This window comes from Bordetella sp. MIP270_01_BMS, assembly GCF_054958705.1.
This window is the reverse complement of sequence record NZ_CM143297.1, coordinates 2,104,970-2,116,748: the sequence shown is the minus strand read 5'-3', so window position 1 is coordinate 2,116,748 and position 11,779 is coordinate 2,104,970. Positions and strand designations below refer to the sequence as shown.

14 protein-coding genes are annotated in these 11,779 nt (G+C 64.2%); 5 read left to right on the top strand and 9 right to left on the bottom strand.

The features are described 5' to 3' along the window. The first annotated feature begins 30 nt into the window (after nucleotides 1-30). Complete coding sequence (locus ACV17W_RS09910) at nucleotides 31-780, top strand: TerC family protein (protein WP_462596244.1); 750 nt, start codon at nucleotides 31-33, stop codon at nucleotides 778-780. Between the two features lie 94 nt (nucleotides 781-874). Here ACV17W_RS09910 and ACV17W_RS09905 read toward each other — a convergent pair whose 3' ends face one another. Next, nucleotides 875-1,678, bottom strand: coding sequence for an alpha/beta fold hydrolase (locus tag ACV17W_RS09905; protein WP_462596243.1), 804 nt, complete (start codon nucleotides 1,676-1,678; stop codon nucleotides 875-877). A 122-nt stretch (nucleotides 1,679-1,800) separates the two neighbouring features. On the opposite strand from ACV17W_RS09905, the gene ACV17W_RS09900 reads away from it, so the two are divergent. Beyond that, nucleotides 1,801-2,298 (top strand): YbaK/EbsC family protein, encoded by a 498-nt coding sequence (locus ACV17W_RS09900; protein ID WP_462596242.1) that lies wholly within the window; start codon nucleotides 1,801-1,803, stop codon nucleotides 2,296-2,298. A gap of 16 nt (nucleotides 2,299-2,314) precedes the next feature. Next, the gene (locus ACV17W_RS09895) at nucleotides 2,315-3,217 is read left to right on the top strand and encodes an EamA family transporter (protein ID WP_462596241.1); all 903 of its coding nucleotides are present in this window, start codon (nucleotides 2,315-2,317) and stop codon (nucleotides 3,215-3,217) included. A gap of 39 nt (nucleotides 3,218-3,256) precedes the next feature. Here the strand turns inward: ACV17W_RS09895 and ybgF are convergent, their stop codons facing one another. The 8 genes from ybgF to ACV17W_RS09855 all read right to left on the bottom strand — a co-directional run bounded on the left by ybgF (nucleotide 3,257) and on the right by ACV17W_RS09855 (nucleotide 10,466). Next, on the bottom strand, nucleotides 3,257-3,931 hold the full coding sequence (gene ybgF, locus ACV17W_RS09890; RefSeq protein WP_462596240.1) for a tol-pal system protein YbgF: 675 nt from the start codon (nucleotides 3,929-3,931) through the stop codon (nucleotides 3,257-3,259). An 85-nt stretch (nucleotides 3,932-4,016) separates the two neighbouring features. Further along, nucleotides 4,017-4,520, bottom strand: a complete 504-nt coding sequence (pal, locus tag ACV17W_RS09885) for a peptidoglycan-associated lipoprotein Pal (RefSeq protein ID WP_462596239.1) — start codon at nucleotides 4,518-4,520, stop codon at nucleotides 4,017-4,019. A 32-nt stretch (nucleotides 4,521-4,552) separates the two neighbouring features. Further along, complete coding sequence (tolB, locus tag ACV17W_RS09880; protein WP_462596238.1) at nucleotides 4,553-5,875, bottom strand: Tol-Pal system beta propeller repeat protein TolB; 1,323 nt, start codon at nucleotides 5,873-5,875, stop codon at nucleotides 4,553-4,555. 16 nt (nucleotides 5,876-5,891) lie between these two features. Next, entirely contained in the window at nucleotides 5,892-7,100 is a 1,209-nt protein-coding gene (tolA, locus tag ACV17W_RS09875; RefSeq protein ID WP_462596237.1) for a cell envelope integrity protein TolA, read from the bottom strand. 31 nt (nucleotides 7,101-7,131) lie between these two features. Beyond that, nucleotides 7,132-7,581 (bottom strand): protein TolR, encoded by a 450-nt coding sequence (gene tolR / locus ACV17W_RS09870; RefSeq protein WP_462596235.1) that lies wholly within the window; start codon nucleotides 7,579-7,581, stop codon nucleotides 7,132-7,134. After that, a complete protein-coding gene (gene tolQ / locus ACV17W_RS09865; RefSeq protein ID WP_462596234.1) occupies nucleotides 7,581-8,261 on the bottom strand; it encodes a protein TolQ in 681 nt (226 codons plus the stop codon). Before tolQ ends, tolR begins: the two co-directional genes overlap by 1 nt. A 3-nt stretch (nucleotides 8,262-8,264) precedes the next feature. Beyond that, a complete protein-coding gene (ybgC, locus tag ACV17W_RS09860; RefSeq protein WP_462596233.1) occupies nucleotides 8,265-8,687 on the bottom strand; it encodes a tol-pal system-associated acyl-CoA thioesterase in 423 nt (140 codons plus the stop codon). Between the two features lie 48 nt (nucleotides 8,688-8,735). Then, nucleotides 8,736-10,466 (bottom strand): proline--tRNA ligase, encoded by a 1,731-nt coding sequence (locus tag ACV17W_RS09855; protein WP_462596232.1) that lies wholly within the window; start codon nucleotides 10,464-10,466, stop codon nucleotides 8,736-8,738. Nucleotides 10,467-10,531: 65 nt separating this feature from the next. Here ACV17W_RS09855 and ACV17W_RS09850 point away from each other — a divergent pair, with 65 nt between their 5' ends. Both ACV17W_RS09850 and ACV17W_RS09845 read left to right on the top strand, forming a co-directional pair. Further along, nucleotides 10,532-11,107 carry an RNA pyrophosphohydrolase gene (locus tag ACV17W_RS09850; protein WP_462596231.1) on the top strand — a complete coding sequence of 192 codons (576 nt, stop codon included), beginning with the start codon at nucleotides 10,532-10,534 and terminating at the stop codon, nucleotides 11,105-11,107. Next, nucleotides 11,088-11,774, top strand: coding sequence for a response regulator (locus ACV17W_RS09845; RefSeq protein WP_462596230.1), 687 nt, complete (start codon nucleotides 11,088-11,090; stop codon nucleotides 11,772-11,774). The genes ACV17W_RS09850 and ACV17W_RS09845 overlap by 20 nt, the downstream gene beginning before the upstream one ends. The last annotated feature ends 5 nt before the right edge of the window (nucleotides 11,775-11,779 follow it).

Genomic DNA, 11,779 nt, shown 5'->3' with positions numbered 1-11,779 from the left:
TGATGGGCATTCCCTCAGCCGGAGAGCCGCATGGACCAACTGATAGCGCTTACCCAGCAGCCTGCCGCCTGGGCGGCACTGGCCACTCTCATCGCCATGGAAGTGGTGCTGGGAATCGACAACCTCATCTTCATCTCCATCCTCACCAATAAGCTGCCGGTTCACCAGCAGGAGCGTGGACGGCGCATAGGCATCGGCGTGGCCTTGATACTGCGGCTGGCCTTGCTGGGCACGGTGGCCTTCATCGTGAAGCTCACCGAACCCGTCATCGCCCTGTTCGGGCATGGCTTTTCGTGGCGCGACATCATCCTGATCGCGGGTGGCCTGTTCCTGGTCTGGAAGGCAACCAAAGAAATCCATCACCACGTCGACGCCGTGCCCGAGGGCGACATGTTCGAGGGCAAGACCGCCACGCTGGGCTTTGCCGCCGCCATCGGCCAGATCCTCATGCTCGACCTGGTGTTTTCCATCGACAGCATCATCACTGCGGTGGGCATGACCGAACACGTGCCCATCATGTTCATTGCCGTCATCGTGGCGGTCACGGTCATGCTGGTGGCCGCGGGGCCGCTGGCAAGGTTCATTCAGCGCAATCCCACCATCGTGATGCTGGCGCTGGGCTTCCTGCTGATGATAGGCATGACGCTCATCGCCGAAGGGTTCGGCGCGCATGTGCCCAAAGGCTATATCTATGCCGCGATGGCGTTCTCGGCCCTGGTCGAGGCGCTCAACATGCTGGCACGTCGGGCCAAACGCGGGCAGGCACCCATCCCGGACTGAACGCCGCGACGCGGGGCGGCCCGGCTGCCAGGCCGGGCGCCCGGCGCATCGCAGGGCCGTTTTGCCGCCACCCATCTGCCCATGCCGGTGGGCGTCAGGCCAGGAAGTCTTCGATTGCAGCGTTGAATGCGCGTGGATTGCCCAGATTCATGCCGTGTGAAGAACCGGCGATTACCTCTTTGCGAGCCGCCGGCAACCACTGCGCCAGCATGTCCAGCACCGCCGGGTAGGGCGCCGGACTGAGCGCCCCGCCTATCAGCAGGGTAGGCAAGGCCAGCTGCTCCACGCTCTCCCGATCCACGAGCGGCAGGGTCTCTCTTGCCTGCCCGGCCAGCGTGGATGCATTGTCGCGCACCATCTCCTTGAACCATGGCACCATGCGGCGCCAGGTGTCGGCGCCCGACACAGTGTCGACGAACAGCGCCAGCCCCGCGTCCAGTTCGCCGGCCTCGATCAGCGCCAGCGCGCGCTGCCGGAACTGGTTGCGCGAGTCTGCGTCGCGGCCCGGCATGGGCAGGCCGGGATCTGCCAGGGTCAGCGAGCGCACCTGCCCGGTGCGCCGAAGCGCCGCCTCGAGCGCCACCCGGGCGCCGCGCGAATGACCCACCACATGGGCGGCGCCTTCGCCCACTTCGTCAATGAAGGCGAGCAGGTCATCGACGTGCTGGCGCATGGAAAACTCTCCGCCGTCCCACTGCTGCGGCCAGTAATGGCGCAGGCTGGGCGCCAATACCCGAAACGATCTGCCCAGCGGGTCCAGCTGCGACTTCCAGTAACGGCAGTCGCACAGCGACCCGTGAACCAGCACCAGGGGGGTGCCAGCCCCGTTCTCGGTATAAGTGAGGGCGTAGCCGTTCACACTGACGGTTTGCAGGGGCAATTGGGGTTCTGATCGCATGGGGTGGCGAGGCGTTGGATCCAGCCGCGATTCTAGCGCCCTGGCCCGCCGGCGCTGCTAAACTCGGTGGCCTTGTCCGGGGCGCCCTGGCGCCATTTCACCCCTGCAACCGTTGGATCCGCATGTCTGTTGAATCCGCCACTCCATTGCCCGAATCGGCGCAGCGGGTTGCCCGCCTGCTACAAGAGCTAGGTCACGAGCATTCCATCGTCATCCTGCCGCAAACCGGCAAGACTTCGGCCGAGGCCGCGCAAGGGCTGGGTTGCCAAGTGGCGCAGATCGCCAAGTCCATTATTTTCCGGCGGCGCGCCGACGATGCGCCGGTGCTGGTCGTGGCCAGCGGCGTCAACCGGGTCGACGAGGCCAAGGTGGCGGCACTGGTGGGCGAACTGGGCAAGGCCGACGCGCGCTTCGTGCGCGACATGACCGGCTATGCAATCGGCGGAGTCTGTCCCATCGGGCACGCGACCAAGCCCATCATGCTGATCGACCAGGATCTGCTGCAATTCGACACGCTGTGGGCCGCCGCCGGCCACCCCAACGCGGTTTTTCCTCTCAGCCCGAGGCAGTTGATCGACATGACCGGCGCACCGGTCGCCGACGTTGCCCAGCGCGCCTGACTAACAAAGAGATCTTATGGACTGGACCTGGGTCTGGATACCCGCCACCCTTGCCGCTGCGGCAGCGCAGGCGGGCCGCAACGCGGTGCAACGCAGCCTCACTGCCTCTTTGGGAACCCTGGGCGCAACGCAGGTGCGCTTCCTGTTCGGCTTTCCGTTCGCACTGTTGTTCCTGGCGATTGTGCTGTACGCGGACGGAAGCGGCGCCCCGAGCGGAGGCTTGGAGTTCATGCTGTTCCTGCTGGGCGGCGCGTCGGCTCAGATCACGGCCACCGCGTTGATGCTTGCGGCCATGCGCGAACGCTCGTTCATCGTGGTCACTGCCTGGACCAAGACCGAGCCCGTCCAGGTCGCATTGTTCGGATTTGTAGTGCTGGGGGACCCGCTGTCGCTGACGGGAATTGTTGCCGTCGTGCTGGCCACCCTGGGGGTCGTGCTGATGTCGGGCAATCCGGCAGCGTCCGCGGGGCCGGGCCAGCTGCGGCCGGCGCTGCTGGGCCTGGTATCGGGCGCGTTTTTCGCATTGTCCGCCATTGGTTTTCGCGGAGCCATCCTGGCCCTCGACGGCGGGGGCTTCGTGCTGCAGGCCACCTGGACGCTGGCCTGGTCGCTGGGCGTGCAAACGCTGCTGCTGGTGCTCTGGATGCTGCTGTTCAACCGTCCCTTGCTTGCCGCCTGCCTGGCGGCCTGGCGCGCGTCGATCTGGGGCGGCTTGCTAGGCGCCACGGCATCGCAGGGCTGGTTTCTGGGGTTCGCGCTCACGGCCGCCAGTAACGTGCGTACCCTGGGCCTGGTCGAAGTGCTGTTCGCGCAGTTGCTGTCGCGCCGCCTGTTTTCGCACGCAAGCACACGCACGGAGCTCGCCGGCATTGCCTTGATCGTGCTGGGCGTCGGCATGCTGCTGGCCTGGGCCAGCTAGGCAGCGTTGAAACGGGCTCGTCGAACGAGCCCGCGCCGATTACTGCAGCAACTGCAGGCGGCTCTTGGCCGTTTCGGCAGCCGGCGTGCCCGGGTAGTCTTTCACGATGCGTTCGAGCGACGCCTTCGCGCCTGCGCGGTTGTTCAGTTCGATCTGGCTGCCTGCGATCACCAGCAGGGCGTCGGGGGCGCGCGCGTTGTCGGGCGACTGCTGCACCAGCTGGTTCAGCTGCTCGATCGCGCCTTTGTAGTCCTTGGCGGCGTAGCGGCTGCTGCCCAGGTAAAACTGCGCCGTGGGGGCCAGCTGGCTGTTGGGATACAGCGCAATGAAGGCCGCCAGGGATTCGCCGGCTTCTTTGTACTCGCCCTTGCGGAACTGATCGATTGCGCCATCGTATGCCGCCTGTTCGCGCGGATCTGCGGCGGTGGCTCCGGGCGGGTTGTTCGCTCCCTGGCCCGGTTGCGTGTTGGGCTGATGGCGCGACACCAGTTCCAGTTGATCACGCAACTGGGTGATTTCCTGCTGCATGGCCTGAAGCTGGTCGGCCAGTTGCAGGCGGGCACGCTGGTGCTGCTCGTTTTGCTGCTGTACTTGCTTGCGCAGATCGAGGATGGCGCGGCGGGCCTCGTCATCGGAAAAAGCGTGGGCAGAGGTGGCGGCGGCCAATGCAGCCGTCAAGGCCAGAGTACGCAGGGGCAGAACGTAAGCGCGCATGAGAAATCCCAGAGTCTAGAAACAAAAACGTCGGAACGGCCGCTTGACCGTCCCGACGCGCGGCAGTGCTGATCCGCGGAAGTGCTTAGCGCTGATACTCGATGTCGGCGCGGCGGTTTTCCGCGAAGTCGGCTTCGGTGTTGCCAGTGGCGCGGGGCTTTTCCTTGCCGAAGCTGATGGTTTCGATCTGCGCGTCGCTGACGCCCAGGAGGGTCATCATGCGGCGTACAGCGTCGGCACGGCGCTGGCCCAAGGCCAGATTGTATTCGGCGCCGCCGCGTTCGTCAGTGTTGCCCTGGATCTGCACGCGCTGCTGCTGGTTCGAAGCCAGATAGCGCGCGTGCGTTTCGACCAGGCCGCGGTATTGGTCAGGCACGGTGTAGCTGTCGAAGTCGAAGTACACCGAGCGTTGCTGGGCCAGTACGCTCTGGGGGTTGAACGGGTCCATGATCTGGCCCGAAGCAGTGCCCTGACCCGTGGTGCTAGTACCACCCTGGCCGGCCTGGTCGTCAAGCGGTACGGAGCTGCAAGCTGCCAGGACAGCTGCCAGGGCTGCGATAGTAAAGCTTTTGGCAATGCGCATTTTCATGATTGTTCCTTTGCAAAGAGGGGCATACGTGTCTAGCGGGTAAAGGGTCCCCAGGTCGGTTCACGTATTTCCCCATTCAGTACCGAGAGCGTCTGGCGCACGCGCCCGTCACTGGATACGCCAGCCAGTACGCTGCGGCCGTTCTGGACCGCGGCATACAGGATTTGCATCCCGTTTGGCGCGAAACTCGGTGCCTGGTCATCACGACCGTCGGTCAGCAAAGTTTCAGTGCCGGTGGCTAGTTGCAGTGAGGCGATGCGAAACGCGCCGTCGCGTCTTGAAACGTACAGCAGCGTGGAACCGTCGGGGGAAATTCGGGGTGAGATGTTGTAACTACCGTTAAAAGTAAGCCGACGGGCATCGCCTCCGTCGAGGCTGGTTTGATAGATTTGCGGTCCACCGCTGCGATCACTGGTAAAGATAATGGAACGGCCATCGGGCGTAAAGGTGGGTTCCGTGTCTATGCCAGGAGAACGTGTCAGGCGACGTACATTCGAGCTTCCGTCAGCGCTGACGATGTAAATTTGCGACAGTCCATCACGCGTCAGGGCGACCGCCAGCTTGCTGCCGTCGGGCGACCAGGCGGGCGCGCTGTTGTTGCCCTTGAAGTTGGCGACCGGAGTGCGGGCGCTGGTGGCCAGGGTATGCACGTACACCACCGGCTTGCCGGACTCAAAACTCACGTAAGCCAGCTTGCTGCCGTCCGGCGACCACGACGGTGAAATGACCGGCTCGCGCGAACGCAGCGCCACCTGGGGGTTTTGCCCGTCGGCGTCCGCAACCTGCAGCTCATACGTGTTGCCACGCTTCAGGACATACGCAATGCGGGTGGAAAATACGCCGCGAACGCCGGTGATTTTTTCGTAGATCCGGTCGGCGATCTGATGGGCGACGCGACGCAGCTCGGCCTCGCTGCCCGAGAACGCCACACCGTCCAACTGGCCCTTCTTCACGGTATCGGCCAGGCGATACCGCACTTCGTAGCGGCCATCGCCGCCACGGCTGATGCTGCCATAAGCCAGAAAGTCGGCGCCTTTGGTGCGCCAGTCATCGTAGGCCACGGGCGAATCGACGTTCAGGCCGGCTCCCGCCGCGCTGATCAGGCGGAACTGGCCGGTACGGGTGAGGTCGGCGCGGATGACCTCGGCGATGGCGCGGCCCTGCACGTCGTCGACGGCAAAGTCTGCGATCGCCACGGGATACTGGGTAGCGCCGGTGCCGGAGATATCGACGCGCAACTGGGCGTGGGCCGGTTGCCAGACAAACAAGGCGGCGGCAACCGCCAGAACGGCGAACATCAGGCCCTGGATGCGCGCGAGCCCTGGCACGCGGGGGCGGCTGTAGGCGGGAGTCATGGTCAGCAATCTCCTGTCAGTCATACATTCGGTACACGACATCGATGACGGACTCATAGCGGCCCGTCGAGGGTTTGGGGAACGGGTTGCAGCGCCGGATGCCGGTTTCCACGGCCCGGTCGAAACCAGTGTTGCCCGACGAAGAGGTGAGGTTCACGCCGGTAACCTTGCCGTCCGAACTCAACTGTACCCGGTATTGCACCGTGGGGTTGGCAGAGCCGCTGCGCGGCGGCGTCGGATAGGCGACCCCGGGTCGGATGCAGGCCCGCACCTTGGCGCCATAGCCGTCGTCGCGTCCGCCACCTTGCTGGTTGCGGTCCGCCGTGCCGCCCGGAATTCCTGCCGCGCCCATCGCGTCGTTGCGGAATGCTTCGCGCAGGGCCTTCTCGGCGGCAGCCTTCTTGGCGGCAGCGGCCTTTTCTGCGGCCGCCTTCTTGGCCGCTTCTTCCTTGGCCTTTTTCTCGGCCGCGGCCTTTTCCGCCGCCTTCTTCTCGGCAGCGGCCTTCTCGGCGGCAGCCTTTTCGGCGGCCGCTTTTTCAGCAGCGGCTTTTTTCTCGGCAGCGGCCTTTTCGGCGGCTTTTTTCTCGGCGGCGGCCTTCTCCGCGGCAGCCTTTTCGGCAGCGGCTTTCTTTTCGGCCGCAGCTTTCTCGGCAGCGGCTTTCTCAGCCGCGGCTTTTTCCGCGGCGGCTTTCTCGGCCGCCTTGCGCTGCTCTTCCAGGCGCTGTTTCTCTTTAAGCTCGGCCTGCTGCCGTTCTTCTTCCAGGCGCGCTTTCTCCTTGGCCGCCTCGGCGGCCTGGCGCGCCTTCTCTTCCTCTTCGCGCTTCTTGCGCTCTTCTTCGAGGGCGATCTCGGGGTCGGGCTGCGCAGGCTGCGGCGTCTCGACCGGCGGCGGGGCCGGCTGCGGCGGCGGCTCGGGTTGCGGTTGCGGCTGCGGCTGCGGCGTAGGTTCGGGCTCCGGCGGTTCGGGCTGCGGCGCTGGTTGCGGAGGTTCCGGTTCGGGATCGTCCGGCTGCTCTTGGGGAGGCGGCGAATCAGGCGTGTCGCCGTCGGCCCAGAGTTCCACCTGTACCGGCCCCGGGTTTTCCGAGCGCCAGTTGACGCCGAAAACCAGTACGACCAGCAGCAGGATATGAACCAGGATGGCAAGACCGAATGCCTTGCGATTGTCCTGTGTCGCGGGAGTGGCCGGAGGCGTACCGTCGTGTTGGAAGAGGGGCGGGGTCATAGGCGTTGCAATAGCGGCAGGCGGCAGACCATCAGCGCTTTTGCGTTTCCTGCGCGGCCGCGCCCTGGTCGACGAGCAGGCCCAGGCGTGTGACGCCGTTGCTGCGCAGGTCGTCCATGACCTTCACCACGGTTTCATAAGGTACCTTGCCATCGGCCGCGATTACCACCGGCGTCTCGGCGGTGATCCGCTGGCGTACCTGGTCGACCAGCTGGTCTCGAGGAATGTCCTGTGGCGTGGCGCCGGCTTCGCGCATGCGCAGGGCCAATTGTCCATCCTCGGAGATCTGTACTTCCAGCGGGGTTGCCGGCACTTCGGACGCCTGGCCCACCGAGGGCAGGTTGATCAGGCCAGGGGTGATCAGCGGCGCGGTCACCATGAAAATGACCAGCAGCACCAGCATGACATCGATATAGGGCACGACGTTGATGTCGGCTTTCATGCGTCGGCCGGCGCGGCCGTTCGACCGGACAGATGGCATCAGCGTACCTGGCGTTGAAGAATGTTCAGGAATTCATCGACGAAACTGTCGAAGCGGATCGACAGGCGGTCGATGTCGTGCGTGAAGCGGTTGTACGCCACGACGGCGGGGATGGCCGCGAACAGGCCGATTGCCGTGGCAATGAGCGCTTCGGCGATGCCCGGGGCCACCGACGCCAGCGTGGCCTGCTGCATGTTCGACAGGCCGATGAACGCGTGCATGATGCCCCACACTGTGCCCAGCAACCCGATATACGGGCTCACCGAACCGGCCGAAGCAAGGAAGTTCAGGTGCGATTCAAGTGAGTCCATCTCGCGCTGGTAGGCGGCGCGCATGGCGCGGCGCGGGCCGTCAAGCAGGGCATTGATGTCGCCGTGGGCGCCGGTGCGGCGTGCTTTGAGGAATTCGGTCATGCCGGCGTCGAAGATGCGCGCCAGCGCACCTTGCTCGTCGCGGCGGCTGGCTACCGCCTGTTGCAGCATGGAGAGGTCGCCACCCGACCAGAAGTCGTCTTCGAACCGGCGCGTCTGGGCGTGCGCACGCTTGATCGCAAGGCGCTTGGCAAAGATGTAGGTCCAGGACAGGATTGAAATGCCCAGCAGCAGCAACATGATGAGCTGGACGGGGACGCTCGCGTGCGTGATCAGCGAAAGCAACGACATGTCGTTGGTGACTTGCATGGGTTATTCCTGAAGGGATTCCAGTTTGGCGCGAACGGTGGCGGGCAACGCCGCCGGTCGCAGATTCACGGCGTCGACACAGCAGACTTGGATGTTGCCTTGCGCGAGCAGTTCCCCACTGCGTTCGGCACGCTGCGCGAAGTGTATCGAAGCGCGGCCGATTCGTGTGACGCGGCTGTGTATCGTTAGTAAATCATCGAGACGCGCCGGCTTGCGGTACGACATGTCCAGTGAGTGGACAACGAATCGCACGTTGCTGCTTTCGGCCAGGGTTGATTGCTCGACGCCCAGCTGGCGCAACCATTCGGTGCGGGCGCGCTCGAGGAACTTCAGATAGTTCGCGTAGAACACGACGCCGCCCGCGTCCGTGTCTTCGTAATAGACACGGACGTTCATCACGGACTCTGGCGACTTCGGATCGGTCACAATGGGTAGGGCAGCCTCTAGGACGCCGGGCACGCAGGGCCGGGCAGTCTACAGTGTTTCGAGCTTCGTCAGTACCTGCTCGAGGGCAGACGCGACGGGAATTTTCGCCGCCTCGCTTTCGCGACGGGCCTGCAATTCCACCACACCGTCGTTAAGGCCGCGTTCTCCAACTGTTACGCGCAGCGGCACCCCGATCAGTTCCCATTCCGCAAACATTACGCCGGGCCGGGCATCGCGATCATCGAGGATGACGTCGACGCCCCGCGCCTTCAGTTCGTCATACAATTTCACACTTTCGTTACGTATTGTTTCATTTTTGCCCCAGCCTACGGGGCAGATTACGACCTCGAAGGGCGCGATGGCGCGTGGCCAGATGATGCCTCGCGCGTCGTGGTTCTGTTCGATGGCGGCTGCCGCGATGCGGGTGATGCCGATGCCGTAGCAGCCCATCTGCAGTGTGGCGGGCTTGCCGTTTTCGTCGAGGAAGGTGGCCTTGAGCGCTTCTGAATACTTGGTGCCCAGGAAGAACACGTGGCCCACCTCGATTCCGCGCTGGATGGCGAGCTGGCCGTTGCCGTCCGGAGCGGGGTCGCCCGCGACCACGTTGCGCAGGTCGGCTACCAGCTCGGGCTCGGGCAGGTCGCGGCCCCAGTTGGCGCCGGTGTAGTGGAAATCTTCCCGGTTGGCGCCGCACACGAAGTCAGCCATGTTGGCGACTGTGCGGTCCGCAATCACGCGGACGGGCAGGGCGGTGCCGATGGGCCCCAGATAACCGGGCTTGCAGTTGAAATGGGCCACGATCTCGTCTTCGGTGGCCATGCGAAAGCCCGCCAGGCCGGGCAGCTTGCCCGCCTTGATCTCGTTGAGCTCGTGGTCGCCGCGCAGCAGCAGGAGCCAGACCTGCACCTTGCCAGGTTCGGGCTCGGTAGCCAGCACGATGGACTTCAGGGTACGCGTCAGGGGAATGTCGAGCAGTCGGGCCACGTCGGAGCACTTGGCGGCGCCCGGCGTGGGCACCGCTTCCAGCGGCTGGGTCGCGGGCGCGCGTTCGGCGAGCAGCACCGGGGCCTCGGCCAGTTCGATGTTGGCGGCGTACTGGGTGTCGGGGTTGTACACCAGCAGGTCTTCACCTGTGTCGGCAATGACCTGGAATTCATGGCTGCGCGACCCGCCGATCGAGCCGGTATCCGCTACCACCGCGCGGAACTCGAGGCCCAGGCGCTCGAAAATACGCATGTAGGCGTCGAACATGCGGTCGTAGCTCTGCTGGGCGCCGGCTTCGTCGCGATCGAACGAATAGGCGTCTTTCATGGTGAATTCGCGGCCGCGCATCAGCCCGAAGCGCGGGCGCCGCTCGTCACGGAACTTGGTCTGGATGTGATAGAAATTCAGCGGCAGCTGACGATAGCTGTGGATCTCGTTGCGCGCGATATCGGTGATGACTTCTTCCGAGGTGGGCTGCAGCACGAAATCGCGTTGGTGCCGGTCTTTGATGCGCAACAGTTCTGCGCCGTATTGCACCCAGCGTCCCGATTCCTGCCACAGTTCGGCGGGTTGTACTACCGGCATCAGCAATTCGATGGCGCCGGCGGCATCCATTTCGGCGCGGACAATGGCCTCGATCTTGCGAATCACCTTCAGCCCCATCGGCATATAGGTATAGACGCCGCCAGCGAGCTTGCGGATCATGCCCGCGCGGGTCATCAGCCGGTGGCTGGCGACTTCCGCTTCGGCGGGGGCCTCTTTCAGAGTGTTCAGATGGTAGGTGGATGCGCGCATAGTTAAAGGTGGCTACAGATACGTATAATCAACTGTAATTGTATTGAATTCGGTGGGGGTGGCCCATGCTTGATCGTGAAGGCTACCGTCCCAATGTCGGCATCATTCTCGTCAACAGCAAAAACGAGGTCTTTTGGGGCAAGCGTATCCGGGAACACGCCTGGCAGTTCCCGCAGGGCGGCATCAAGTATGGCGAAAGCCCGGTGCAAGCCATGTATCGCGAGCTCCATGAAGAAGTGGGCTTGAAGCCCGAACATGTCCGAATCTTGGGGCGCACACGCGACTGGCTGCGCTATAACGTACCTGACCACTTCGTCAGGCGGGAATGGCGTGGCCACTATAAAGGGCAAAAGCAGATCTGGTTCCTGTTGCGGCTGGTTGGCCGTGACAGCGACGTATGCCTGCGCGCAACACAGCATCCTGAATTTGACGCCTGGCGCTGGAGCCAATACTGGGTGCCGCTGGATGCGGTCATCGAGTTCAAGCGCGAGGTCTACACCCTTGCACTGAACGAACTGTCGAGCATCCTGTTCCGTCGCCAGCACGAAACCCGTTATTTGCGACAGCGGGTCCACGGCCAGGGCCGTGCGGCCGATGGCATGCCCGCCGAACCCGACGGCCATGCGCATATTGCTGGTTGAAGACGAGCTCGAAATGGCGTCCTGGCTGGTTCGGGCGCTGGCGCAAAGTGGGTTCACGCCCGACCACGCGCCTGATGCGCGCACGGCCGAATCGCTCATGGCGGCCAACGAGTACGACGCCATCGTCATGGACTTGCGCCTGCCCGACAAGCATGGGCTGGTGGTGTTGCGCGACATGCGTGGCCGCGACGACCGCACGCCGGTGCTGCTGCTGACCGCCCAGGGGGCGTTGCAAGACCGCGTCCGCGGCCTCAACCTCGGCGCCGATGACTTCCTGACCAAGCCCTTCGCGCTCGAAGAACTCGAGGCGCGCGTGGCTGCCCTGGTGCGCCGAAGCCGTGGCCGGCAGGCTCCCCGCCTGCAGTGCGGTTCACTGGCGTACGACAGTCAGAGTCGCGCATTCACGCTCGATGGCAATCTGCTATTCCTTACCCCTCGCGAGCATGCCGCCCTGTTGGCGCTGCTGACGCGCGCGGGCTATCCGGTCGATAAAAACCAGTTGTTCGACAAGGTATTCACTCAGGACAGCGAGGCCAACCTAGATGCCATCGAAGTCGTGCTGCATCGCTTGCGCAAGAAGCTGGCCGGCAGCGATGTGCGTATTGTGACGGTGCGCGGCCTGGGCTACATGCTGGAATCCGCGGCCAGTGAACCTCTCAGAGCGTGAGCGCT

What these genes read in the sequence shown, in the direction of transcription:
- tolA (WP_462596237.1), bottom strand. Translation starts at nt 7,100, where the DNA reads ATGACCCCGCCCCTCTTCCAACACGACGGTACGCCTCCGGCCACTCCC.
- ACV17W_RS09850 (WP_462596231.1), top strand. Translation starts at nt 10,532, where the DNA reads ATGCTTGATCGTGAAGGCTACCGTCCCAATGTCGGCATCATTCTCGTC.
- pal (WP_462596239.1), bottom strand. Translation starts at nt 4,520, where the DNA reads ATGAAAATGCGCATTGCCAAAAGCTTTACTATCGCAGCCCTGGCAGCT.
- tolB (WP_462596238.1), bottom strand. Translation starts at nt 5,875, where the DNA reads ATGACTCCCGCCTACAGCCGCCCCCGCGTGCCAGGGCTCGCGCGCATC.
- ACV17W_RS09845 (WP_462596230.1), top strand. Translation starts at nt 11,088, where the DNA reads ATGCGCATATTGCTGGTTGAAGACGAGCTCGAAATGGCGTCCTGGCTG.
- ACV17W_RS09855 (WP_462596232.1), bottom strand. Translation starts at nt 10,466, where the DNA reads ATGCGCGCATCCACCTACCATCTGAACACTCTGAAAGAGGCCCCCGCC.
- ACV17W_RS09905 (WP_462596243.1), bottom strand. Translation starts at nt 1,678, where the DNA reads ATGCGATCAGAACCCCAATTGCCCCTGCAAACCGTCAGTGTGAACGGC.
- ybgF (WP_462596240.1), bottom strand. Translation starts at nt 3,931, where the DNA reads ATGCGCGCTTACGTTCTGCCCCTGCGTACTCTGGCCTTGACGGCTGCA.
- ACV17W_RS09895 (WP_462596241.1), top strand. Translation starts at nt 2,315, where the DNA reads ATGGACTGGACCTGGGTCTGGATACCCGCCACCCTTGCCGCTGCGGCA.
- ACV17W_RS09900 (WP_462596242.1), top strand. Translation starts at nt 1,801, where the DNA reads ATGTCTGTTGAATCCGCCACTCCATTGCCCGAATCGGCGCAGCGGGTT.
- ACV17W_RS09910 (WP_462596244.1), top strand. Translation starts at nt 31, where the DNA reads ATGGACCAACTGATAGCGCTTACCCAGCAGCCTGCCGCCTGGGCGGCA.
- tolR (WP_462596235.1), bottom strand. Translation starts at nt 7,581, where the DNA reads ATGCCATCTGTCCGGTCGAACGGCCGCGCCGGCCGACGCATGAAAGCC.
- tolQ (WP_462596234.1), bottom strand. Translation starts at nt 8,261, where the DNA reads ATGCAAGTCACCAACGACATGTCGTTGCTTTCGCTGATCACGCACGCG.